Origin of the sequence: Gloeothece verrucosa PCC 7822, assembly GCF_000147335.1 — a bacterium.
GTDB classification, from domain to species: Bacteria; Cyanobacteriota; Cyanobacteriia; order Cyanobacteriales; family Microcystaceae; genus Gloeothece; species Gloeothece verrucosa.
The window spans coordinates 2,985,556-3,006,168 of record NC_014501.1 but is presented as its reverse complement, the minus strand read 5'-3'; the positions used below and the strand labels follow the sequence as shown (position 1 = coordinate 3,006,168).

Genomic DNA, 20,613 nt, shown 5'->3' with positions numbered 1-20,613 from the left:
CTATGATTAAAACATTAAACTAAATAATTAGAATACAATTAAACTAATCAACTAACGACAATTAATCTTAATCATTTAATCTAACTAGCAAATGAACGGTAAGCGAGTTTTTTATGTCGCATTTGGGCAAGATCGATCGCTGGAGTACAAGACCACATTTGATCGAGATTTAATTGAGCCGCTATTGGGTATATTGCTGCTAGATCGGGGGCTAATTGCCGTAAAATTTTTTGTGCTTGTAGATGTCCCACTACATTTAAGCGAATAGCCGCTCCTAACAAACCCGTTACAAAACTATGTGAAAATGCCAATACAGTATTTTCTTCACTTAATCCGGCTACTCTACCAACCACAGCAAAAATCACGGGATGTAAAGCGTAAATTTTACCATTTGTCGCCTCAATTTCTAGGGTTTCTAGTTGAGAATCTGGCCAAGTTTGGCAGGCTACCATCAGCAAAGCGCGTCCACTTTTGCGTCCCATTTCTCGAGTTTTTTCAATTAAAGTTTGAGCAAAAAGTTGAGCATCTGCCGCTCGTACCGCATCTAAATCATCCTTCGCACTGCCTCGATAAGCATGAATTAAAGCCACAACATCCGCCGTAGCTATCTTATTGAGCAACAACAGCCGCAAAAAAACCAGTACATCTTCCCATGAATGCAATTGGCCTTCTTGCACCAAAGCTTCTAATCCATGAGAAAGCGTAAAAGAACCAGAAGGAAAAAAAGAATCCGACAACTGCATCAAAACAAATAATTGAGACAAAGAAAAATTATTCATCTGTATTCATCTGTTATTAATGATGATGATCTTTATTTTCACAAAAAACTAATTTATCACCACTTCTTCGCCATTCATAACTAATCTCTAAACCCGGAATGGAAAAATTACGGATAGTTTTCTCTATCACCTCCTCATCAGCCGCTAAATGAACATAGAGCTTATCATTCTGTACGATAATTGGCCAATGATGATTTCCCAAAACATGGCCCAAATGAACTAAATTAATCGGATGATTTACTGGTAAATTAAAACGAATTACCATTAACTTTTGCTGTTCTAGATGAACCAACAATAATTTACCCTGTTGAGTTTCAAAAACATCCCCTTCCTGTAAACTCCAATCTCGACTTTTAACAATGCCAATTTCCTTGCCACAGGTAGTATGAGTATGTATACGACCTTTGCCGCTATCAGTGTGATTGAGATAAACTTTTAAACAATTTTCATCAGACAGAGCTTTTTCTATCCGTTGAGATAGGCTACTATTCTCTGTGATATTGCCGAGGTAAGTTTCTGCTAGTTCAATCATCGGTAAATAAAACATTAAGTAGTAGGATTATAATCAAGGGTTTTTAAGCTAAGACGCATTTAAATTTAATATAATTAACAGGAACGGGTGCGTTACGCTCCGCTAACACACCCTACAGTAGTCTCTTAAATGTCGCAGGCAGTTTAAAACATCTTGCAGATAGCTTTTTAGTTGGGGTGTGCTATGAGCTATAATTCTAATTAATAAGCCTTTTTGTTGAGGTAAAATTGAGGTTCCAATCATTAGATCTGATTCGATTTTTTCTAAGGTTTTTAGGATTAATTCAAGGTTTATTTGAGGTATAATTATAATTATATTACCTAAAATAGGGGCTGAGGAAAATAGATGATTATCTTTAAAAAGATTATTTTTTCCTTCTAAACGCATGGCATCAGTAAACCATAGCTCTCCAGATAGGGACCTAACTTCTAGGTGATTAAAATAAGAATTAAATTCATAATATTCTTCTCGTGCTAGTCTTCCAGGGAGAATAATTTCACTCCAAAAAAGTTGGGCTGTTGGATGACATTTGATGCGTATTTTTTGTTCTAAGGTGGCATTTTTAAACAAAATGATGGGTTCAGGGACAAATTCTAAAGCGGCTTCTTCTAAGATTTCCACCTGATAATTAGTAGTGGCTTTTGATCCCAGAGTCTGCATCGGATGAACTTTAGTAGCAGATTGATCCGTTAGATACAGTTCACTATTAGCGCCCAGTTCTAAGGATATATTTAACTGATCATTGGCTAATAATCCCGGTGAGATACTCGTAATATAGAGATAAGCGCGGTTAAGATTAGTCCGATCCAAACGAAAGGCTCTAGAAATGCCCAAGGGATAGCGGGTGTACTGATGAGCAACTATTGTTTGACCGTTGCGATCACATTGGGTTTTGATTTCTAGGTTTTTCCCGGTTAGCACAGATTATCCTCCTTAGTGTAGCCGCACCCTTGAGAGTGACAGTTTTTGTTAGTTTTCCAAGCTTGAAGGGCTACGAAACAGAACGGTTTTAAGAATAAAATCCAGCACACTTTCTAATCCTTCTCCGGTTTTGCAATTAGTATAAGCAATCGGTTTTCCTCCACGATTTAAGGGGGCTTCTTTACGGATTAAATCTAAATCTGCTCCTACATAAGGGGCGATATCTATTTTATTAATGACCACAAGATCAGCTTGCAGAAAACCGGGGCCTTTTTTGCGAGGAATATCATCGCCTGCGCCGACATCAAGCACAAAAATATAGGAATCTATCAAATCGTAGCTAAAGGTAGAAGCTAAATTATCTCCCCCACTTTCAATAAAGATTAGGTCTAATTCTGGGTAGCGTAATTCTAAATCTTTAACGGCTAATAAATTCATGGTCGGGTCTTCCCTGATGGCCGTATGGGGACAGCTACCCGTTTCTACGCCGATAATGCGTTCAGCCGCTAAAAATCCTTTCCGTTTCAGGCGATCTGCGTCTTCAGTAGTCAGTAAGTCATTGGTAACTACTGCGATCTCAATTCCTCTTTTGATTAATCGGGGAATTATACACTCTAAAAGTGCTGTTTTGCCGCTTCCTACGGGTCCCCCTACTCCTAGTCTTGCTACTGATTTTGACATGGCTATTTTTTTAGTCTAATGGCCCGTTAAGGAGTCCTTTAAACCCATAAATTTTTCGCTCTCCCCCAAAAGGCACTAATTCTACTGCTTTGATATCCCCGGGTTCAAATCTGACGGCACATCCAGCAGGGATATTTAAACGCATTCCTCGAGTTTTATTGTGAAGGTCCGAGCGGTCAATGTAAATGAGGTTTTTTGTATTGGGATCAATTTCGTAGAATTCAAGGGCAAAATTAACCTCGAAAAAGTGGTAATGTGACCCCACTTGGATCGGGCGATCTCCTCGATTGGATACCATTATTTTTAGGGTTTCTTGCCCTGCATTGAGTTCGATTTCGTCGGGTTGGGTAATAATTTCGCCTGGAATCATAATTTTAAGTTTCTACTGAACTGACAAGAGGCACTGCCGATAAACGGATAGGTTCGTGTACGGTGACTAATTTTGTTCCATCTGGAAAGGTCGCTTCTATTTGTACCTCGTGAATCATTTCTGGAATTCCTTCCATGACATCATCTTTTCCTAGAAGAGTTGTCCCGTAACTCATTAATTCTTCTACGGTTCTACCTTCTCTTGCTCCTTCTAAAATAGCCGCAGAAATATAGGCCACTGCTTCAGGATAATTGAGTTTTAATCCTCTTGCTCTGCGTCTTTCTGCCACTAATGCCGCCGTAAAGATGAGTAATTTATCCTTTTCTTGTGGTGATAGTTGCATAAATGTTTTTCTTTTGGATGTTTTTGAGCCTATCAGAGTCGGGAGTGAAGGGAGCGATCTTTAAACAAATCTTTATGCGATCGCCGGCAGTCCTTGAATCAATGAAGTGGGATTGCTTCTGACTTGTTGAGATTTTTTTGCAAGATTATTGACATAAATTCTTAATAAGGCTATAGTAACCTTACAGTGTTCTCCTCTCAAGGATCGGCAGGTGGGACCGCTTGGCAGTCAATAAATGCGGCTCCCCTGTTTTTTTATTCATTCGGGAAGAGAGGGAAGGGAACAAAAAAATGGCAAATATATCTGATATATGGAAAAAAGAGTCTATTTTTGTCTAAGGACTTGATAGCCTTAAATCGCTCAAAAATCAGAGCAGGTGAGAAAAATGGGGATAAAAATCAATAAAATTCGTTTTCAAAAGTGGGTGGCTCTTTTTTTACTTACGTTCGGTCTGATTTTTTTCTTATTTCCTAGACCCCAATCTCACAGCCTATCTGTTTCTAACTATGCTATTAGTACGAGAGCGTCTTTTAATCAGCCGAGTTACTATCCGGTCCCACAAACCCTTAACCCAACAATCTACAAACCCATTGCGCCTTGGGTAGGACGTTTGATTTTACCTAGCGTCGAACAGCTTCAAGCGCCCGATGCTCAATCTATTGGTTCAGATTGGGTGTGGCTAGAAGTGTATCATGCTCCTCCTTCTTCTGAAAATTTAGTTGGCTCGATCGTGCGATTAAGTTGGGAGCAAAACCCGCAATTAGAATTTTATCGGCAATTAGTCACTACTAATGTTCAGTTTAGCCAGCAGGCGATTAAGTCACAACAAGAGGGTTTAGTGCTTCCTTCTCGTCTCAATGGTCGTTCTCTTGTGGGCCCTCTTCAATCTTTAGCGGGTGCTAGACCTAATGATGATGTTATTGTGGGTTTTGATGGGGTTCAGGTGACTCAAAAGCCGCAAGCTTCTGCGGTGCTTCTCCTGGAACAAGTCCCTATAGAAGTTACTGGTCAATATTATGGCTTAGTTAAAATTGAAGGAACTGATGCTCAACTGAAAAATATTCCTTCCTCCTGTCCGGGAAATTCTCTTTGTCCTAACGAATTTTTCCGCGTTCGTCATTATAATCCCAATTCGGGACAATTTGATGGAGCGGCTGAAACGATTCGCATTCCTCAACAACCGGTCTTAAAAGAGGGCCGTTTTGCTTCTACTCCTCGAGAACTAGAAAAATCACCAGTTGGTCAAGCCGGTTGGTATATTTATGGCGCAAAAGATCAAAAAGGAATTTTTACAGTACAAGCGCTCAAACCTCGCGCTCTTTTTCAATTGAAACCTGAACAAATTATTTTAGGCCGACAAAATGGCTTAAGTTATCTATCTAACTCTCAATGGAAAGATACACCCCAATTAAAAGGGACGGGCCAAAGTATCCTGATTTCTCCAAATGCGACTAATAGCCAAGAAGCTTTGCAACAATGGAAAGAGGGTGATTATGGTTTAGTAATTCATCTATTTGGGGGTATTGGCGGCAAAAAAGGAGAATCTTTTGTTATGGATACAGTAACCGGTCATTTTGCCTATGGCATTGCCCGGGTTATTCGTGATCCTTTTACGAACGAGTTACAGTTTGATATTACCTATGAACAAGTTTATGCCCATAATACTGAGGGCATTATCGCAGGAGAGCAAACTTGGACGACTTTTATGGGGAACTTAGAGCGGGGTTGGTTAAATACTCGCCCAGTTTCCGATATTATCCTCAAGTTAGAGGCCATTACCACTGAATATAATTTTGATGGTATTCGTTTATTGCCGCTTCAAGAACTGGTGCGACAATTACAAATTATGGCGGCTCGTTATCGTACAGGAGACGGGACAGGATACGCGGCAGTTACGCCGGCTACTTCTTGTGTTCAAGATTCTAATCAAGCGCTTTATATTGCTATTGAAAAGATCAAAAAAACGGTTAGTTCTACTCAAATTAAAGATTGGCTCCCAAAAAATCCTGATTCTGAAACCAGCCAAAAATTTAAGCAGCTAACAGGGTTAGGAAAAGCGTTAGAAGTTGTCCTTACTCCTCAAGGGGTGGTGCGGACTGACTGGAAAGATAATGCTCAGTTTTTATCGGGAATTCAAAAAAATCAATACTTTGTTAGCGATCAATCTTTATTGAGTATTTTATTAAGTTGGCGCTCCATGTTACCGAAACGCTCCCACGAGGAAATTTCGCGGATTTTCCTTGAGCAAAATGCACAACTTTGGGTGATTCGCACGAATCAAAATGGCGGTTGGAATCCTGATATTTTTCCGGTAGCACCGACTCTCTTATTTGGCAATATTCCGATTATTTCTACTGTTCTACGTCGTATTCTGGTGGCGGCTGTGACTATTCCTCGTCCTCAAGATTGGTTAATTGGGTTAGGCATTTTGTTACTTTATGCCGCTATTGCTCTTCCTTTAGGGTTCTCAAAAGGGTTTTTACAGTGGAGTCCTTTTCAGGGATCGAAGAGTTCACTTTTATTAAAAATAGCGATTACTTTTGTTTCTCCGGCTGTCATTGAAGAAATATTATTTAGAGTGGTTTTCTTGCCTCATTTTGTCGAAAATTTTTCTATTTGGCAATGGTTAGCTTGGGGTTTGATTAGCTTATTTTTGTTTGTGATTTATCATCCTTTAAATGCTAAAACTTTTTATAAACAGGGCTATCCAACTTTTTTTGAGCCGACTTTTTTAATTTTAACGGGTATTCTAGGACTGTTCTGTACTATAGCTTACGGGTTGACAGGTTCTTTGTGGATTATCGTTATTATTCACTGGATTGTGGTTATAACTTGGTTATTTTTATTAGGAGGTGAGGGCAAATTAGTCCCTAGTGCCGATCCTTTAACGACTTCTCTAATTGTTGAGAAATAAATACAAGTTATCTGATAGCAATTTTTGAGTTATATTCAACTTAGTGAGGTAAACTGATGCTTAAAAAAGGGGACAGTCGCTCTATCCCCTGTTCTCTATGGGTCAAGCCGCAATTTTTTTAAGCTTTAATTTTTGAAGGGAGTCTGAAAGGGTGACGAATGATGAAATTTTCTGGCTGACACTGTTTGATCACAACTTTAATTTCTTCAGGTTGGTCTATCACTGTATCTTCCATGTAGTGACAGTGAAATAAAGCTGCTTCTTCCCACTCAGTAAAAGGCCCAAAATAATAGTTATAATTAGAAAAATGATTGTTAATAACTACCCACCAAGGAAGCTGGCTGTCTTGAGATAAAGCACCTGCAATAGCTGGGGCTGAGTCGAATTGATTTAAAATACTCAATTCACGACTATTTTTAAAATTTGAAGCCATATATTTAGACAAGCGTAATGTTTTTTTCTTCATAGTCAATAGCTTACTTGATTTTACCTATTTTGGGCTAAAATTACCTTTATTTACGACCTATTAGTTAAGCAAATTATAAAAGTTATATGAAAATCAAATCATTTTTTATATTTCTAGTTTTTGGAGATAATATATCTACAATACAGGGAGATAATTCGCCTTCTTGTAACATATAAAAGCAGCCTGTCATTCCTTGATCATTAATCATGGTACCCTTGATTAATTGATCTTTTCGACTACCTATGTAAGTGGTTTTTGAGTCATTAAATTCTAGCGTAAATGTTCTGTCTGATTGATTCCATAAACCGTTGTAATTTTCTGCTGTCCATGTTCCATCACTATTGAGTATGATGGTGATTTTGCTGTAGATTCCCTCGGCTTTCCAATCATAGCTAAGTGTCCAAATTTCGCTTGTACTCATGAGAAATTTATCCCTATTTTTCTCAAGGGTCTTTAACAATTAATATAGCTAGTAATTTTGAAGATTTTATGAAGTTGCCGCCCTGTCGCTTTTGGGAGTGTAAGTACCTAAACATTAATAAAATCATGCCAACTGAGTGATAGACTTGATCTCCAAAAATAAGAGTTTTATCACAAAGTTGGCTCGAGGAAAATTAATTAAAATGAGTACAAGTCATCATCGGTTTATGGTGGCCAGGAAATCTCACGGCTTTATACTGCGTCGATCTCAGTTGGGAACCCCTTATGTGTCTTACCCCGACTTCTAGATACTTTTTGCTATACCAACTTGGTTGGAACTGGTCAAGAATTTCCTCTTCTGTGACTTCCAAAGACAGTGGAACTTGCTCAATGGCTGGAGTATAAGAGGATTTAACCTCATGAGTGTCGACAGATTCACTTTTAAGTTCTGAACTGAGGCGACTTAACAAAGATAACTGGCGATGTAAAGAACGTAGACGTTGGCGAGATTGCAAAAATCTAGCTTGTTGTTGAATACTCATAGTTCCCTCTCCTCCCAGTTGAATTAACCACTGCCTTTAGCTAAAACCCAGAAAAAAATCTGTAGCTAATACTACAAATCCCTCTTAAAAAAATCATAGCTTGTTGACATAGTCAAAAGGTTAAATTGTTGCAAAATATTTATTAAGCTCTGTTCGATATAAAGAATTGGCTCTCTGAGCGAAGGAGGTAAGAGCCAGGATAAGAATTCAGGATATTTAGCCATAATAAAAAATAATTATACTCTTGAAAGTCAATTGATGGCCATTAATATATCCCCTCCCCAGAAACAAAAATCTTCCACTTTCCCCCTCAATATAAAAAGATCTTCCACTCTCTCCCCCAGTATAAAAAAATTTTCTACTTTCCCCCTCCTGTAGGAGGGGGTTGGGGGAGGTGGAGAGGGGGCAAAGGAGGGGTCAAACCCGATTAATAACTCGAATAAACTCTAACGGTAACCCATCGGGATCGGCAATAAAAGCGACTTCATAAACTTTATCACCGATCATTTGCTGCATGGGGTCTAATAAGATCTTCAACGGTTTAATCTGTTGGGGGTTGAGCCGTGCTGCATCAGCATACTTGGCGGTTAACTGATTTAACCAATTAGGTAAATCGCAAGCCAGATCCGTTAGATCGAAAGAAACGTGGTAATACCCTACATAATGTTCATCAGCAAAGGCATCAGGAGCGGGTTTAGGTTCAGGAATTTGGATTAACTCGATACGTCCCCCTAACCCTTCCATCCAACAGGCGAGGGTATAACCTGTGGTAAAACGCTCGTTTACCGTAAATCCGAGGATTTCATAAAAGGCGATTGCTCGGTGGATATCGGCAGTCCGAATAGAAGCATGGTGCATCAATTCAGTTAAAAGTGAACTTATTCAAAAAGACGGAAGTAAGGATAACGTTTAGGAACGCCGGGTTCTTTTTCCAGGTCAAAGTTAATCACCTCCCAACAGGGTTCATTAGGAGGATCAGCACTAAATTCTACAGGAAGACCGTAGAGTCTGGGCAGTTGGGATTCCCCGTTACCACGCCAAGGGGTATTACGTTCTAAATAGGCACTAACTAACTCCTTATAACGACTGGCAATAATGACTTTAGTCGCGCGGAAACCTTGAGTATAAAGCCGGTCTAAGGCTTCATGGATTTCAAAGCGAATGCCATCAGGATGAGTATGTTGTCTATACCATTCGCCATTCCAACGTCGCCAATGTCTTCCAGATTGAAGATGAATTAATTCTCCGTTTTCCGGATTGGCTTCAAATGCACCATGACGCGGACACAGATAAGTATCCGTCAAAGTCAGGGCTGGAATAGTTTGGCGACAATGGGGACAATGGATTTCGGGACCGAATATAGGGTATTGTAAACTTGAATTCATTTTGAGTGTTTTTTGATATGATTTCGCCTTATAAGCTGCAACCCTGGATATATTATATCCACTCATTTTTATTCCCTCTAAATTTAAGAAGATAGATTTAAGATTTGAGATGCCTTATGCAAGATAAATTTTTCCAACAGCCGACGTTTTGGCCCCCTGTGGACCTCAAAAGGGCAGCTTTTGTTGCGCCTAATGCTGTAGTCGTGGGCCAAGTTTCTCTGGAGCGTGGCTCTAGCGTTTGGTATCATGCAGTGATCCGGGGCGATGTAGAACGCATTGACATTGGAGCTTATACCAATATTCAAGATGGAGCCGTCTTACACGGAGATCCTGGCAAAATTACCAAATTAGAAGAGTATGTTACCATTGGACATCGGGCAGTGGTTCATGCGGCTCATGTGGAACGGGCTAGTCTGATTGGAATTGGTGCTGTAATTTTAGATGGCGTTCGCATCGGAGAAGGCAGTATTATCGGAGCCGGCTGTATTGTCACAAAAGATGTGCCGCCGCGCTCGCTGATGGTGGGTGTGCCGGCTCGACGAGTGCGAGAAGTTTCGCCCCAAGAGGTAGAAGACTTAATCGCTCATGCCCTGCGTTATGAGAAACTAGCTTTAGTCCATGCAGGCGTTGGTACAGATACCGGATTCACAGGAGTTACAGATTAAGATATAACTATAAATGTGAAAAAACTATAAACAATCTCAACAATTGAAATAGGGAAGGTAAAACTATGGACTGGAGAGTTTTAATCGTCGTAGCACCCCTGCTGATTGCTGCTAGTTGGGCACTCTTTAATATTGGTGCGGCTGCTATTAGACAAGTTCAAGAGTTCTTAAATAGAGATAAGTTAGCTTAATTATCCACCCTAAACCGACTGTTTTTTCGCCGAGGGAAGCAGTCGGTTGGTTTATTCTCATTAATCGGGGATTATTGCTCAATAGTCGGGAACAGGACAAGCTGAAAACTTGTTACATTTCTTAATACTGCAAGAATTATAACCAAAAGATTAAGTCAGGTCTGGGATAGGTGTCCTGAAGGCTACATTAAATAACATAACAAACGATAATGAGGCCATTCATGACATCTGACGGCAAATTAGTTAAAGCGCAAAAACGAGTGATACAACGCTTGGAAGAGGAGCGCATAGAACAAGAACGAGTTGATGATATTGTACTACTTTTACAAAACCTATTTGAGCGAGAAGAGGCCACCACCAAAGTCATCTTAGATTGCCTCTATGATATAGGCTCTGTCAATCTGATTAACAAAAAAGTGCCCTTTCAAGCTTTGAGAGGTATGCTCAAGTCGATCGCGCAAATGTCTAAGCCGGCTTTTAGGACTGTTGCTCTTTACTGGTTTAAAAAAAATTGTCCTAAATTAATTACGGATTGGCTATATTCACAGGTGACGTTTTAATGAGATGGCAGAGAAAAGAAATGAAAAAAAAATTACTAATTTTTATAACCCTTGTTATTTTTACCCTGGGATTAATTGTTATTTCTCCGTTGGCTTATTCTCAAACTAAAGGTCAATCAGGAGATAAAATTGATGGGTTTCCCGTTGTTTTGAATGATTCTAAACTTTTTATAATCCAAAAAGGGGTAGGATCTTTTACCGCCCAAGAAAGAGCAGAAACCATTAGTAAAAGATTAGAAAAAATTGCTCAAGATAGCTCTATTACTATTGATAAATTTACGGTAGAACAACAGCCAGATGCCACGAATATTGTCGTTAATAACAAAGTTTTGCTCACCATCACTCAGAAAGACGCTAGAGCCGCTCGCGAACCTGAGCTAGAACTCGCTGAACATTACTTAGAAATCCTCAAAAATGCGGTGGAGCAATATCGCAAAGAACGAACACCAGCCTATATAATTTTGGCTTTAGTTCATAGCATTATTGCCACCCTATTGATTGTGGTAGTTTTTTGGGCTATTAATCTTCTTTCTCCTCGGTTACAAACTTTAATCAATTCTTGGCGAGAAGAACATATACCGCCTCTAAGATTTCAAAACCTAGAACTAATTTCTGCTCAAAAAATGACTGATATAATTATCAGTTTTATTAAATTTATACGAAGTTTAATTTTTTTAAGCCTGATCTTTATTTACATCCCGTTTGTTTTTAGCTTTTTTCCTTTAACTCGCCCCTTTGGACAAAGATTCATTAGTTATTTTTTCAGAGCCATTCAACTAATAGTTGACTCTTTTATAGGGTATTTTCCTAATGTTTTCATTATTGCTGTCGTGGCGATTACAACTTTTTATACCAATCGGTTTTTAAACTTTATTTTTGATGAAATAGAAAGAGGAAATATATCTTTTCCCGGTTTCTATCAAGATTGGGCACGACCTACCTATAATATTTTAAGATTTTTAGTGATCGCCCTAGCGGCTGTTTTCGTTTTTCCCTATTTACCTGGCTCGAATTCTCCGGCTTTTCAAGGAATTTCAGTTTTCTTAGGGATTCTATTTTCCCTGGGTTCTACTTCGGCAGTAGCTAACACCGTAGGAGGAATTATACTGATTTATACTCGTGCATTTCAAATAGGAGATCGGGTAAAAATCGGAGAGATTATCGGAGATATCGAAGAAAAAACCCTGTTAGTGACTCGCATTCGCACACCTAAAAATGTATTAGTTACTCTTCCTAATTCGACTTTACTCAGTAGCAACATTATTAATTTTAGTGCCTCGGCCAGAGAAACCAAAATTCCCTTAGTATTAAACACCACCATTACATTAGGTTATGACGCGCCTTGGCGTAAAGTGCATGAGACTTTAATTCAAGCGGCTAAAGCAACAAAACATATTCTAGAAAATCCTGCACCATTTGTCTTACAAACTGCCTTAAATGATTTTTATGTCAGTTATGAACTGAATGCTTATACTCATACCACCAGAGGACTTGATCAGATTTATTCAGAACTTCACCAAAATATTCAAGATAAATGTAATGAAGCGGATATTGAAATTATGTCTCCCCAATACACAGCACTGCGAGACGGAAATCATACCACAATCCCTGCCAATTATTTACCTCAAGATTATACTGCCCCCGGTTTTCACATCGAGTCCGACAATCACTCTTCTAAAAATTCATAAAAAAGTCAAAATTGAAGATGTGGCGTTTTTCAAAGGAGTCAGACTCTATGTCTAAATTTAGGATTAAATTGCTCACTTTTAGCCCTTTGATCAACTTTATGACCTTTATGATCTTTAACCCCCTCAAAATTTAAGTTATAATGATAGCTAAATAAAACTCGAGCAATCATCAAAAATTTAATGAGCCGGAAAGTCTTAAAAAATAATGCCAGAAAAAACTAGAATAGAAGAGTTAGTAAATTTAAGCGAAAGTCCAGACAAAATTTTAGCAAATTTATTACCCATTTTAGTAAATCTACTTCATTGTGATCGCTGTTTTCTTTATCTGAGAGACCCTGAAACAAAACTTGGAAAAACCGCTTTTTGCTGGTGTCGTAGCCAAGAAATTCCGGACGTAACTCATCTTCAAATAGAAAAAGAACCCGTGTCTTTACCCGCAGAAGATCCTTTATTTGCCGCCGCATTAAGAACTGAACCCTCAATTTTTGTGGAAGATGTAGAAACAGCTTCTCGAGATCAAGTGAATCGAGATTTTGAAGCAAAAAATTTTGGACATCGCGCCCTGATTCACGCTCATCTATGTGAAAATAATCAGTTATGGGGAATTTTACAACCTTGTGTTTTTGGACAACCTCGCCATTGGAGTGATTTTGATCGTGAACTCATTGATCAAGTGGTGAAACTGATTACGCCGGTAGCTATAACTTATGTTAAATCAGAAATTCGGGGGTCTCTTTAAGAAAAAAATTCTATTAAAATCTATCCAGGTTTTACTATGCCACGCAAAAATAAAAAATCCAATGGCTGTCTCAATTTTTTGATGACTTGTGCCATCTTGGGGGGAGGTTACTGGTGGTTTATTGTCAAAGGCAATTTAAATCTTAATAGCCTTCTCCCTGAACTTCAAAAAATTATTACGCCTATTTCGGCTTATATTCCTATTTCTATTCCTAGTCCGAGTTTACCAACTACGGCTAATCCTACTCCCATAACCAGCAAATCTATACCGAGTTTTCCCTATCCTAAAACCGTCCCCAATGGTACAACAATCAGAATTAATGGTTCTACCAGTATGGTAGAGATTAATAAAGCTTTAAAAATTGCTTTTCAAAAAACCTTCATCAATACTACTGTTAATACTGATGCCAAAGGTTCCGATCTGGGAATCTTAAATCTTTTAGCGGGAAAAACGAATATTGCCGCCATTTCTCGACCTCTGACTCCAGCAGAAAAAAAACGAGGTTTAGTGGCAATTCCGGTGACTAAAGATGCTATCGCTGTTATTATCGGCGTTGATAACCCTTTACGTCGAGGGTTAACCCAAGAGCAAATTAGGGACATTTTTGAAGGAAAAATTACCAATTGGTCAGAGGTAAAAGGGGGAAATGCTACTATTAGAATTATTAACCGTCCTCCTGAAAGTGGAACTCGCCAAAGTTTTCAAGAATTAGTATTAAATAACGGGAATTTTGGTAATGCTGCTAATTTTACCACCCTTAAACAAGACTCTACCACATTAATTTTAAAAGCATTAGGTAAAGATGGCATCAGTTATGCAACCTATTCTCAAGTAGTCAATCAATTTACCGCGCTAACTGTTCCTATTGATGGTCTTATTCCAGAAGCCGCGACTTATCCCTATCAACGGACTTTATATTATGTTTATAAAGAACCAGCAACGCCGGCTGTTCAAGCCTTTTTAGGTTACGTTACCTCTCCTCAAGGACAACAAATTATTGAGGCGGCTAAATTAGGTACTAAAGAAACACCAATTGCTAAATCCCAACCTTCTCCTAATAGCATAAACCCAGAAAAAAAACAGGCTGATGCGACTAAAGCCTCTTGGGAAAAAAAAGAAATTAGAGGGATTTATTTAAGTCGTTATCAAGTCACCAATAATGCTGACGAACAAACCATTCGACAAAGAGTCCGTTATTATCATTCTCAAGGAATTAATACTATTATTCATGGAGTCTGGGGCAATGGCTGTACGATGTATAACAGCAAAGTGATGCAACAAACTCTGGGTTTTAAAAGTTGTCCCAATGAATTTAACGATCAATGGTTAAACTGGTTAATTGATGAGGCCCATAAACAAAACATGAAAGTTTATGCTTATTTTGAGAAGGGAATAAAAATAGATAAAAATAGTCCGATCTTTGATTTAGCGATTCGGCGAAAATGGATTGTGCCGGGAGTGGATAGAACCTACTCGGGGATTGAGCATTATGTTTTGGATGTAGAAATTCCTGAAGTGGCTCATCTTTTTCGGGATATCTCAGTAGAATTTGTCGAAAAATATCCAAATATTGATGCTGTGCAATGGGATGATTATCTGGGTTATTATGCTGATTTACCTGGTAACGTTGATCGCACTAAAAATTTAACCAACTTTGTTAATCAAATGATTACTGCCATGAAAAAAGCTAACCCTTCAGTAAGTTTTGATATTTGTCATCATAATCCTTACTGGGCTAAAAAATATTTTGCGGCCGATTGGCAAAATTGGAAAGTCGACCGAGTTTTTATTCAAGCTTATAATCAAGCTAACTTTGCTACTGAGTTGATTTATGCCAAAAAATATAATGGAGTTGCGATTACTGATAAACAATTAAGCCGCTTAAAAGAGTTAATTAAAAACCCACAAATCAAAAGTATTTTAATTTTTCCGCTTTCTGGACAACCTGAACAAACAGCTTCCAGCGTAAAAAGTCTCGTATCTCCGTAAACGCCTACAACCTTTCTACGACAAGCAAGACTATATCATAAGTTAGAAATAAATTTATTTCTCTAGAGAGAGCAATAAATAGACGAATTTTGTTTTAATTTAATTGTTGAACTTTGTTTTAATTTCTAAAAATCCACAGTCAAATTATCTTTTTATTAATTTTTTGCAGAATGAAAAATATTATTAATTGGACAAAAAAAATAAAATTTTTGCAACGGTTGTTTATTGTAGGATTAGAGATAATTTTAGTTTTGGCTACTGTCAACTTACCCTTAGCAAATGCAGAATCTTTAAATCCTGAAAAAGCCGCTCAAAAAAGCGAACAAGCCGCAGATACTATCGTTCAGAATGAGCAAAAAGAGAATGTTAAACAAAGATTTCAGGTAGGAGAAGAAGGCTCACAATTAATAGATAAAGCGCGAGAACACGCACAGGATAAACTAAAATCCCTAGCTGATGAAACGCGAGAAAAGAAAAAGAGCGGTGAATCTTTGCCTCCTGATAAATATTTATTCATGAAAAAAATGCAACGATAAATTGGCTGTAATAATAGTAACTGGATTAAGAGGAGAAAAACGGGTAAACTTTCCCACCGCGACCGAGCGAGAAATAGAAACTTGTAACAGCCTATAATGCCAATTATTTTGACTAAACCACTGAACACTTTCATTAATATGTTCTACAGTAGCAAAGGCTAAAACCACTAACCCATTAGCCGCCAGTTTATCCCCACAAACCTCTAATATATTTCGTAAATTGCCGCCACTGCCGCCAATAAAAATCCGTTGAGGTTGAGGTAATTGATGCAAAATTTCTGGGGCAGTTCCCGCAATAGGAATAACATTATTGACTTGTAAACGTTGACGGTTTTGTTCAATTAGGGTAATACCCATCGCCGTTTTTTCAATAGCATAGACTTGAGAAGTCGGACATAAACGCCCAATTTCTAAAGAAACTGAACCCGTTCCCGCCCCAATATCCCAAACAATTTGACCGGGTTGTAAAGCCAATTCTCCTAGGATCATTAGGCGAATTTCTCGCTTAGTCATCAGTCCGGGGCGATCACTAAAACTAATAAAGGTTTGATCGGACAGTCCAATTAAAGGTAAATTGTTCAGGAGTAGGGGATTTTCTGAGAGATTATGCTGACGAATTAGGATAACCACATTTAAGGCGGCAAAGTGATTATCTGATAAACTCGCCAGGGTAGCAATTTCTTCTGGGGAAAACTGATAAATCTTTTCTTGGGCGGCTTCTAAATTTTCACAGACCCAAAATTGATAGGGAATAGGTAACGCTAAACTCTGATAAAATCGAGCGATAGCACTAGGACTATTATCTCCATCCGTTAAAATAGCAATTTTTTCCTCACCCTGTTGTAGCAACAAACTTAACTCATCTAAAGAACGTCCGTGTGCGCTAAAAATTTTTGCATCTTGCCAAGGAATTTTTAGGCGGTTAAAGGCTAATTGAACACAATTAAGATGAGGATGAAAGTTTAATAGATCTGAGGGAAATTTTTCTAAGAGTAAGCGCCCCAAGCCAAAAAAAAGCGGGTCTCCACTCACTAAGATAACGATTCTTTTTCCTTCTTGGAAAGCGCGACGAATATCAACAATAGCCTCTAAAAAATTCCCTAAAATAACTTTTTGGGCGGGATGATGAGGAAAATAACTGAGGTGGCGCTGACTTCCCACTAAAAAAGTCGCTTCTTCTATTAGTCGTCGTACTTTGTCGGTTAGTCCTAGTGATCCATCTAATCCTATACCAACGACATGAATTTTATCTTGATGATTGATCATGGTCCCATGCTAAGACTAATAAGGCATTGAGAATAGCGGCGGCGACAGGGGAACCGCCTTTGCGTCCTTGTACTCGTATTTGAGGCACATCTAAGGCGGCTAATGCCTGTTTTGACTCTACCACAGATACAAATCCTACTGTAGCACCGATGATTAATGCAGGTTTAATGGGGGACTCGGCGACCTGATCACAGAGGGCTAATAGGGCAGTGGGGGCATTTCCGATGAGATAAACTCCTTGGGGGTATTGTGAGTAAGTGCGAAGGAGTCCGGTTTCAGTGCGAGTTTTGCCGCTATCTGCGATAGAAGCTTGTTCTACTGCGGCGATAATGGGGTTTTGAAAGGTTTTTGACACAAGGGTGATAATGCCCTGTTTAATCATGGTGACATCGGTGATGATGGGGGTGCGCTGACGGAGGGCGTTAATGCCGCTTGCGATGGCGTTGGAACTAAACTGTAATAGGTTCAGGTAGTCAAAGTCTGCGGTGGTATGAATAACTCGGCGGGCGATGGCGTATTCTTGGGAACTTAAATGATGTTCCCCAACTTCAGCATCAATGATGGCAAAGCTTTTTTCTAGAATGGGGTGGTTTAATTGAGTCATTAGTGGTTAGTTTGTAGGGTGGGTTAAGCACTGCGGATGATTTTTAGGAAAAACCAATAAGTTGATGGGTGCGCCGTAACCCACCAAGCATTAGTCATTACCGTAAATTATTTAAATACCCCTTGTCAAATTGGGGGTAGGTTCTGCTATAATTGAAGACGGTGCAAAAATCGCGGATGTGGCGGAATTGGTAGACGCGCTGGATTTAGGTTCCAGTGTCTCTGACGTAAGAGTTCGAGTCTCTTCATCCGCATTTAACCCTAAAATACCCGAACCCTGAAGGGAAACAATCTAGGAACTCTCGCCCACCTGCGCGGGTTAAAGATGTTAATTTAAAATGGTTTGAGGAAATAATAAAATTGCTCAACAAAACACATAGCATTTAGCCTAAACCGTGATCGCCAGTTATGGAATTAGATACTTTACTTGAAAAACTTGAGATAGGCGAAGGCCAAGATTTTGAATGTAAAGCGGCTGAAGACAATTTACCTAAAGACCTATGGCCAGGAAGGATTAACTATAGCTGGTTTATTAATGTTCGGTCGTGAACGTAGTATTCAAGATGCTATTCGTCACTATCATTTAGACTATCAAGAAATATTATCTGACGATCCAGAGCAACGTTGGACTTATCGCGTTACTCTTGATGGTAAATGGGAAGCTAATCTTTTTAACTTTTACTATCGGGTTTATCAACGTTTAGTTAGTGATTTGAATGTTCCCTTTCAACTCGATAAAGATGCAGTTCGTAAAGAAGAAACTCATGTCCATGAGGCACTTCGAGAAGCATTAGTCAATACTTTAATTCATGCTGATCACTCATCAACTCGATCTTTAAAAATTATCAAATATAAAGATTTATTTATATTTTCTAATCCTGGCCGCCTGAAAATATTGAAAAGGAATTACGAGAGATTGTAGGAGATAACTATTGCTATCTTTCTGAATTAAAGCGAATGATTTTGGTACTAGCGCATTACCTTGGAGAAATTAATAACGGCGATGTTCAATGTTACAGTAACAAACATCCTAGAGACATTGGAGACTGTCTTAAACATTTGGTGGATAATGGATGGTTAGAAAAATTTGGTCGAGGTCGTGGAACACACTACAGTCTGCCAACCTCAAACCGCAAAAGTCAAATGTCACTGTTTTCAATGCTCCCAGACAGAGAATTTTCTCAACCTAGCTCCGATCATTTGGCCACTAGCTCCGATCATTTGGCCACTAGCTCCGATCATTTCAGTGATAACTCCGATCATTTCAGTGATAACTCCGATCATTTGACTGATAGCTCCGATCATTTCAGTGATAACTCCGATCAGTTCGAGAGTCTTAAAGCACTCGCTGCACCTGTGAGATATAAAAAGAAAGTTCAACCACAACTTATGCAGGAAATCATCTTAAAAGTTTGTCAAGGCAGATTTTTAACTCAGCAACAACTAGCTGAAATTCTTAATCGTTCCCCTGACAGGTTGAGAACGAGTTATTTAAGTAAAATGGTAAAAGAAAACTTGTTAGAACTACGATATCCCGATCAACCTACACATCCAGATCAAGCTTACCGTACTTTCATAAACTGAAAAATAGCTACTATCTAACTCCTAAAACCCAAATACCTTACCGCTTGAGCTTTATACATTTCTTGCAAAACTCAAGCCGCAGCAACAAATTGATGGCTTAATTTTTATTTAATTTTTAGACTATCTTCAACAAAATCATCCTCAAAAGTTGTCAAAGATTCTTCAAAATACTTCAGAATCACTTTTTCAGTATGAGTCACCAATTCACTTTCATTTAACGGTCGTCCGAAGCGAAACAAACCTTCTGACTCTTCATGGTCAACTAAAGGTAAAGACTCCCCTGGCGGGAAAAATTTATCACCAATATCCTTGGGAGTATGAAAAGAAAAAGTTTCCTCAATTCCTGTAACTCTTAAACACAAATAATACAGACAATAATAATTTTTTTGGCGATTAACTTCTACTTCCACCTGCACTTTTCCATTATCTCGATAATCAACGATACGGTAAAAGCGTTCTTCATTGATTTCATTGGGATAAGACCAATAATAATAATAAGAAATTTTATCCGGTTCAGAGGGTATATAATATCCTAGCTCCGCATAAGGGGAGCGAACTAAAATAGCGATAGCCTTATTTTTTAGTTCATAATAATCCTGAGATTTTTGACGATAAACATCCTCATATTTAATAGCATTTATAGCCTTGAACTGAAAATATTTAGCTAATCTAGATAAATACATCGTCCAATAAGCCAGTTTTAGCGTACCTATCGCGTCAGCCGCTCGACTTTTCCAATTGGTGATCGCCTCTTCATACTGAAACTTAAAAATTTGCTTTTTGACTGAATTCAGTTTGTGAGTTTCTTGTGCTTTTTTTGCGCCTCGACTTCGGTTGCCAGCCACTTTCTCTTGATAGTCCTTTCGCCATTGCTCTACAGTTTTCGGCGTAATTAATAGACTATCTAAACAATCATAAACCGGAAACTCTCCATAATCAAACTCACGGTACTCGATAATTTTTAACTTTCCTTCTTCTTGCCAACGTTTGCGCTCGTTGTGTGAGCAACCTAGAAACTCTTCAAGCTCATTAGGATAAAGAGCAAAAACATTTTTATGTTTTTCAGTAAAATAAATTAACTGATTTGAGGATAATTGACAAATAAAATTCAATAATTCTTCTTTTTTAAGCTTGCTATCTATCTCAATGCCTAGCTCAGTGATAAATTTTAATAGCTCACTTTTGTTAACCCGACTAGCTACTCGATAAAAGGATTTTTTTGCCGTTTCATTCGCGTTTATTCCTAGGGTATATTCGCCGCTATTTATCCGATCATTCATGGGTATTTTCCCCTCTTTTCAAAAACTTTTTTGATGAGCCTAAAAGCCCAAAAGAGCGAAGATTATTTTTTCAAGATAACAAAACTTGGCTTAATAGGCTATTTCTAATTTATCATATTTAGCGGTTGACTTTGTAAACATAGTTAAAAAAAACTTGTA

The 20,613-nt window shown here is 38.4% G+C and carries 24 protein-coding genes, 1 tRNA gene and 1 pseudogene; 12 read left to right on the top strand and 14 right to left on the bottom strand.

What is annotated here, in order from left to right; genetic code table 11:
• Nucleotides 1-80 precede the first annotated feature (80 nt).
• The 6 genes from CYAN7822_RS13175 to ureA all read right to left on the bottom strand — a co-directional run bounded on the left by CYAN7822_RS13175 (nucleotide 81) and on the right by ureA (nucleotide 3,626).
• A complete protein-coding gene (locus tag CYAN7822_RS13175) occupies nucleotides 81-779 on the bottom strand; it encodes an urease accessory protein UreF (protein WP_013322770.1) in 699 nt (232 codons plus the stop codon).
• A gap of 16 nt (nucleotides 780-795) precedes the next feature.
• Entirely contained in the window at nucleotides 796-1,311 is a 516-nt protein-coding gene (locus CYAN7822_RS13170) for an urease accessory protein UreE (RefSeq protein WP_041933716.1), read from the bottom strand.
• A 102-nt stretch (nucleotides 1,312-1,413) separates the two neighbouring features.
• Nucleotides 1,414-2,232 (bottom strand): urease accessory protein UreD, encoded by an 819-nt coding sequence (locus CYAN7822_RS13165; protein ID WP_013322768.1) that lies wholly within the window; start codon nucleotides 2,230-2,232, stop codon nucleotides 1,414-1,416.
• Between the two features lie 48 nt (nucleotides 2,233-2,280).
• A complete protein-coding gene (gene ureG / locus CYAN7822_RS13160) occupies nucleotides 2,281-2,913 on the bottom strand; it encodes an urease accessory protein UreG (RefSeq protein ID WP_013322767.1) in 633 nt (210 codons plus the stop codon).
• A 10-nt stretch (nucleotides 2,914-2,923) separates the two neighbouring features.
• Nucleotides 2,924-3,283, bottom strand: coding sequence for an urease subunit beta (locus CYAN7822_RS13155; RefSeq protein ID WP_013322766.1), 360 nt, complete (start codon nucleotides 3,281-3,283; stop codon nucleotides 2,924-2,926).
• 4 nt (nucleotides 3,284-3,287) lie between these two features.
• On the bottom strand, nucleotides 3,288-3,626 hold the full coding sequence (ureA, locus tag CYAN7822_RS13150; RefSeq protein WP_013322765.1) for an urease subunit gamma: 339 nt from the start codon (nucleotides 3,624-3,626) through the stop codon (nucleotides 3,288-3,290).
• 385 nt (nucleotides 3,627-4,011) lie between these two features.
• On the opposite strand from ureA, the gene CYAN7822_RS13140 reads away from it, so the two are divergent.
• Nucleotides 4,012-6,540, top strand: coding sequence for a CPBP family glutamic-type intramembrane protease (locus CYAN7822_RS13140; RefSeq protein WP_013322764.1), 2,529 nt, complete (start codon nucleotides 4,012-4,014; stop codon nucleotides 6,538-6,540).
• Between the two features lie 118 nt (nucleotides 6,541-6,658).
• Here the strand turns inward: CYAN7822_RS13140 and CYAN7822_RS34605 are convergent, their stop codons facing one another.
• The 5 genes from CYAN7822_RS34605 to CYAN7822_RS13115 form a co-directional block, all read right to left on the bottom strand.
• The gene (locus CYAN7822_RS34605; RefSeq protein WP_013322763.1) at nucleotides 6,659-7,006 is read right to left on the bottom strand and encodes a DUF1816 domain-containing protein; all 348 of its coding nucleotides are present in this window, start codon (nucleotides 7,004-7,006) and stop codon (nucleotides 6,659-6,661) included.
• An 82-nt stretch (nucleotides 7,007-7,088) separates the two neighbouring features.
• Nucleotides 7,089-7,427, bottom strand: a complete 339-nt coding sequence (locus CYAN7822_RS13130) for a hypothetical protein (protein WP_013322762.1) — start codon at nucleotides 7,425-7,427, stop codon at nucleotides 7,089-7,091.
• 193 nt (nucleotides 7,428-7,620) lie between these two features.
• Nucleotides 7,621-7,968 carry a hypothetical protein gene (locus tag CYAN7822_RS13125; RefSeq protein WP_013322761.1) on the bottom strand — a complete coding sequence of 116 codons (348 nt, stop codon included), beginning with the start codon at nucleotides 7,966-7,968 and terminating at the stop codon, nucleotides 7,621-7,623.
• A gap of 417 nt (nucleotides 7,969-8,385) precedes the next feature.
• Nucleotides 8,386-8,826, bottom strand: a complete 441-nt coding sequence (locus CYAN7822_RS13120; RefSeq protein WP_013322760.1) for a VOC family protein — start codon at nucleotides 8,824-8,826, stop codon at nucleotides 8,386-8,388.
• 20 nt (nucleotides 8,827-8,846) lie between these two features.
• Complete coding sequence (locus tag CYAN7822_RS13115) at nucleotides 8,847-9,353, bottom strand: TIGR02652 family protein (RefSeq protein ID WP_013322759.1); 507 nt, start codon at nucleotides 9,351-9,353, stop codon at nucleotides 8,847-8,849.
• Between the two features lie 116 nt (nucleotides 9,354-9,469).
• On the opposite strand from CYAN7822_RS13115, the gene CYAN7822_RS13110 reads away from it, so the two are divergent.
• The 8 genes and pseudogenes from CYAN7822_RS13110 to CYAN7822_RS13080 all read left to right on the top strand — a co-directional run bounded on the left by CYAN7822_RS13110 (nucleotide 9,470) and on the right by CYAN7822_RS13080 (nucleotide 15,721).
• Complete coding sequence (locus tag CYAN7822_RS13110; RefSeq protein ID WP_013322758.1) at nucleotides 9,470-10,018, top strand: gamma carbonic anhydrase family protein; 549 nt, start codon at nucleotides 9,470-9,472, stop codon at nucleotides 10,016-10,018.
• 65 nt (nucleotides 10,019-10,083) lie between these two features.
• Entirely contained in the window at nucleotides 10,084-10,209 is a 126-nt protein-coding gene (locus CYAN7822_RS13105; protein ID WP_013322757.1) for a photosystem II protein Y, read from the top strand.
• A 221-nt stretch (nucleotides 10,210-10,430) separates the two neighbouring features.
• Nucleotides 10,431-10,769, top strand: a complete 339-nt coding sequence (locus CYAN7822_RS13100; protein WP_013322756.1) for a hypothetical protein — start codon at nucleotides 10,431-10,433, stop codon at nucleotides 10,767-10,769.
• Between the two features lie 20 nt (nucleotides 10,770-10,789).
• Nucleotides 10,790-12,457, top strand: coding sequence for a mechanosensitive ion channel family protein (locus tag CYAN7822_RS13095; protein WP_041933713.1), 1,668 nt, complete (start codon nucleotides 10,790-10,792; stop codon nucleotides 12,455-12,457).
• 205 nt (nucleotides 12,458-12,662) lie between these two features.
• Nucleotides 12,663-13,196 carry a GAF domain-containing protein gene (locus tag CYAN7822_RS13090; protein ID WP_013322754.1) on the top strand — a complete coding sequence of 178 codons (534 nt, stop codon included), beginning with the start codon at nucleotides 12,663-12,665 and terminating at the stop codon, nucleotides 13,194-13,196.
• Between the two features lie 36 nt (nucleotides 13,197-13,232).
• A pseudogene (locus CYAN7822_RS40500) lies at nucleotides 13,233-14,195 on the top strand (phosphate ABC transporter substrate-binding protein); the annotation flags it as partial.
• Nucleotides 14,190-15,185, top strand: a complete 996-nt coding sequence (locus CYAN7822_RS40495; RefSeq protein ID WP_216701604.1) for a family 10 glycosylhydrolase — start codon at nucleotides 14,190-14,192, stop codon at nucleotides 15,183-15,185. The pseudogene CYAN7822_RS40500 and the gene CYAN7822_RS40495, both read left to right, overlap by 6 nt.
• 170 nt (nucleotides 15,186-15,355) lie before the next feature.
• Nucleotides 15,356-15,721, top strand: coding sequence for a hypothetical protein (locus CYAN7822_RS13080; protein ID WP_013322752.1), 366 nt, complete (start codon nucleotides 15,356-15,358; stop codon nucleotides 15,719-15,721).
• Here CYAN7822_RS13080 and CYAN7822_RS13075 read toward each other — a convergent pair.
• Both CYAN7822_RS13075 and CYAN7822_RS13070 read right to left on the bottom strand, forming a co-directional pair.
• Entirely contained in the window at nucleotides 15,695-16,987 is a 1,293-nt protein-coding gene (locus tag CYAN7822_RS13075) for a bifunctional cobalt-precorrin-7 (C(5))-methyltransferase/cobalt-precorrin-6B (C(15))-methyltransferase (protein ID WP_013322751.1), read from the bottom strand. The genes CYAN7822_RS13080 and CYAN7822_RS13075 overlap by 27 nt on opposite strands.
• Entirely contained in the window at nucleotides 16,968-17,591 is a 624-nt protein-coding gene (locus CYAN7822_RS13070) for a cobalt-precorrin-8X methylmutase (RefSeq protein WP_013322750.1), read from the bottom strand. Before CYAN7822_RS13070 ends, CYAN7822_RS13075 begins: the two co-directional genes overlap by 20 nt.
• Before the next feature lie 172 nt (nucleotides 17,592-17,763).
• Here CYAN7822_RS13070 and CYAN7822_RS13065 point away from each other — a divergent pair.
• The 3 genes from CYAN7822_RS13065 to CYAN7822_RS39035 all read left to right on the top strand — a co-directional run bounded on the left by CYAN7822_RS13065 (nucleotide 17,764) and on the right by CYAN7822_RS39035 (nucleotide 19,174).
• A tRNA-Leu gene (locus CYAN7822_RS13065) sits at nucleotides 17,764-17,844 on the top strand.
• A 281-nt stretch (nucleotides 17,845-18,125) separates the two neighbouring features.
• Complete coding sequence (locus CYAN7822_RS39040) at nucleotides 18,126-18,512, top strand: hypothetical protein (RefSeq protein WP_049802548.1); 387 nt, start codon at nucleotides 18,126-18,128, stop codon at nucleotides 18,510-18,512.
• Between the two features lie 35 nt (nucleotides 18,513-18,547).
• Nucleotides 18,548-19,174: a hypothetical protein gene (locus tag CYAN7822_RS39035; RefSeq protein ID WP_049802547.1), complete on the top strand. Its 627-nt coding sequence runs from the start codon at nucleotides 18,548-18,550 to the stop codon at nucleotides 19,172-19,174.
• Nucleotides 19,175-19,278: 104 nt separating this feature from the next.
• Here CYAN7822_RS39035 and CYAN7822_RS13055 read toward each other — a convergent pair whose 3' ends face one another.
• A complete protein-coding gene (locus tag CYAN7822_RS13055) occupies nucleotides 19,279-20,454 on the bottom strand; it encodes a hypothetical protein (RefSeq protein ID WP_013322749.1) in 1,176 nt (391 codons plus the stop codon).
• Nucleotides 20,455-20,613: the final 159 nt, after the last annotated feature.

Bases quoted from the DNA above. Each gene is read 5' to 3' on its own strand.
- CYAN7822_RS13175 (WP_013322770.1), bottom strand. From the start codon at position 779: ATGAATAATTTTTCTTTGTCTCAATTATTTGTTTTGATGCAGTTGTCG.
- CYAN7822_RS13170 (WP_041933716.1), bottom strand. From the start codon at position 1,311: ATGATTGAACTAGCAGAAACTTACCTCGGCAATATCACAGAGAATAGT.
- ureG (WP_013322767.1), bottom strand. From the start codon at position 2,913: ATGTCAAAATCAGTAGCAAGACTAGGAGTAGGGGGACCCGTAGGAAGC.
- CYAN7822_RS13155 (WP_013322766.1), bottom strand. From the start codon at position 3,283: ATGATTCCAGGCGAAATTATTACCCAACCCGACGAAATCGAACTCAAT.
- ureA (WP_013322765.1), bottom strand. From the start codon at position 3,626: ATGCAACTATCACCACAAGAAAAGGATAAATTACTCATCTTTACGGCG.
- CYAN7822_RS13140 (WP_013322764.1), top strand. From the start codon at position 4,012: ATGGGGATAAAAATCAATAAAATTCGTTTTCAAAAGTGGGTGGCTCTT.
- CYAN7822_RS34605 (WP_013322763.1), bottom strand. From the start codon at position 7,006: ATGAAGAAAAAAACATTACGCTTGTCTAAATATATGGCTTCAAATTTT.
- CYAN7822_RS13130 (WP_013322762.1), bottom strand. From the start codon at position 7,427: ATGAGTACAAGCGAAATTTGGACACTTAGCTATGATTGGAAAGCCGAG.
- CYAN7822_RS13125 (WP_013322761.1), bottom strand. From the start codon at position 7,968: ATGAGTATTCAACAACAAGCTAGATTTTTGCAATCTCGCCAACGTCTA.
- CYAN7822_RS13120 (WP_013322760.1), bottom strand. From the start codon at position 8,826: ATGCACCATGCTTCTATTCGGACTGCCGATATCCACCGAGCAATCGCC.
- CYAN7822_RS13115 (WP_013322759.1), bottom strand. From the start codon at position 9,353: ATGAATTCAAGTTTACAATACCCTATATTCGGTCCCGAAATCCATTGT.
- CYAN7822_RS13110 (WP_013322758.1), top strand. From the start codon at position 9,470: ATGCAAGATAAATTTTTCCAACAGCCGACGTTTTGGCCCCCTGTGGAC.
- CYAN7822_RS13105 (WP_013322757.1), top strand. From the start codon at position 10,084: ATGGACTGGAGAGTTTTAATCGTCGTAGCACCCCTGCTGATTGCTGCT.
- CYAN7822_RS13100 (WP_013322756.1), top strand. From the start codon at position 10,431: ATGACATCTGACGGCAAATTAGTTAAAGCGCAAAAACGAGTGATACAA.
- CYAN7822_RS13095 (WP_041933713.1), top strand. From the start codon at position 10,790: ATGAAAAAAAAATTACTAATTTTTATAACCCTTGTTATTTTTACCCTG.
- CYAN7822_RS13090 (WP_013322754.1), top strand. From the start codon at position 12,663: ATGCCAGAAAAAACTAGAATAGAAGAGTTAGTAAATTTAAGCGAAAGT.
- CYAN7822_RS13080 (WP_013322752.1), top strand. From the start codon at position 15,356: ATGAAAAATATTATTAATTGGACAAAAAAAATAAAATTTTTGCAACGG.
- CYAN7822_RS13075 (WP_013322751.1), bottom strand. From the start codon at position 16,987: ATGATCAATCATCAAGATAAAATTCATGTCGTTGGTATAGGATTAGAT.
- CYAN7822_RS13070 (WP_013322750.1), bottom strand. From the start codon at position 17,591: ATGACTCAATTAAACCACCCCATTCTAGAAAAAAGCTTTGCCATCATT.
- CYAN7822_RS39040 (WP_049802548.1), top strand. From the start codon at position 18,126: ATGTTCGGTCGTGAACGTAGTATTCAAGATGCTATTCGTCACTATCAT.
- CYAN7822_RS39035 (WP_049802547.1), top strand. From the start codon at position 18,548: ATGATTTTGGTACTAGCGCATTACCTTGGAGAAATTAATAACGGCGAT.
- CYAN7822_RS13055 (WP_013322749.1), bottom strand. From the start codon at position 20,454: ATGAATGATCGGATAAATAGCGGCGAATATACCCTAGGAATAAACGCG.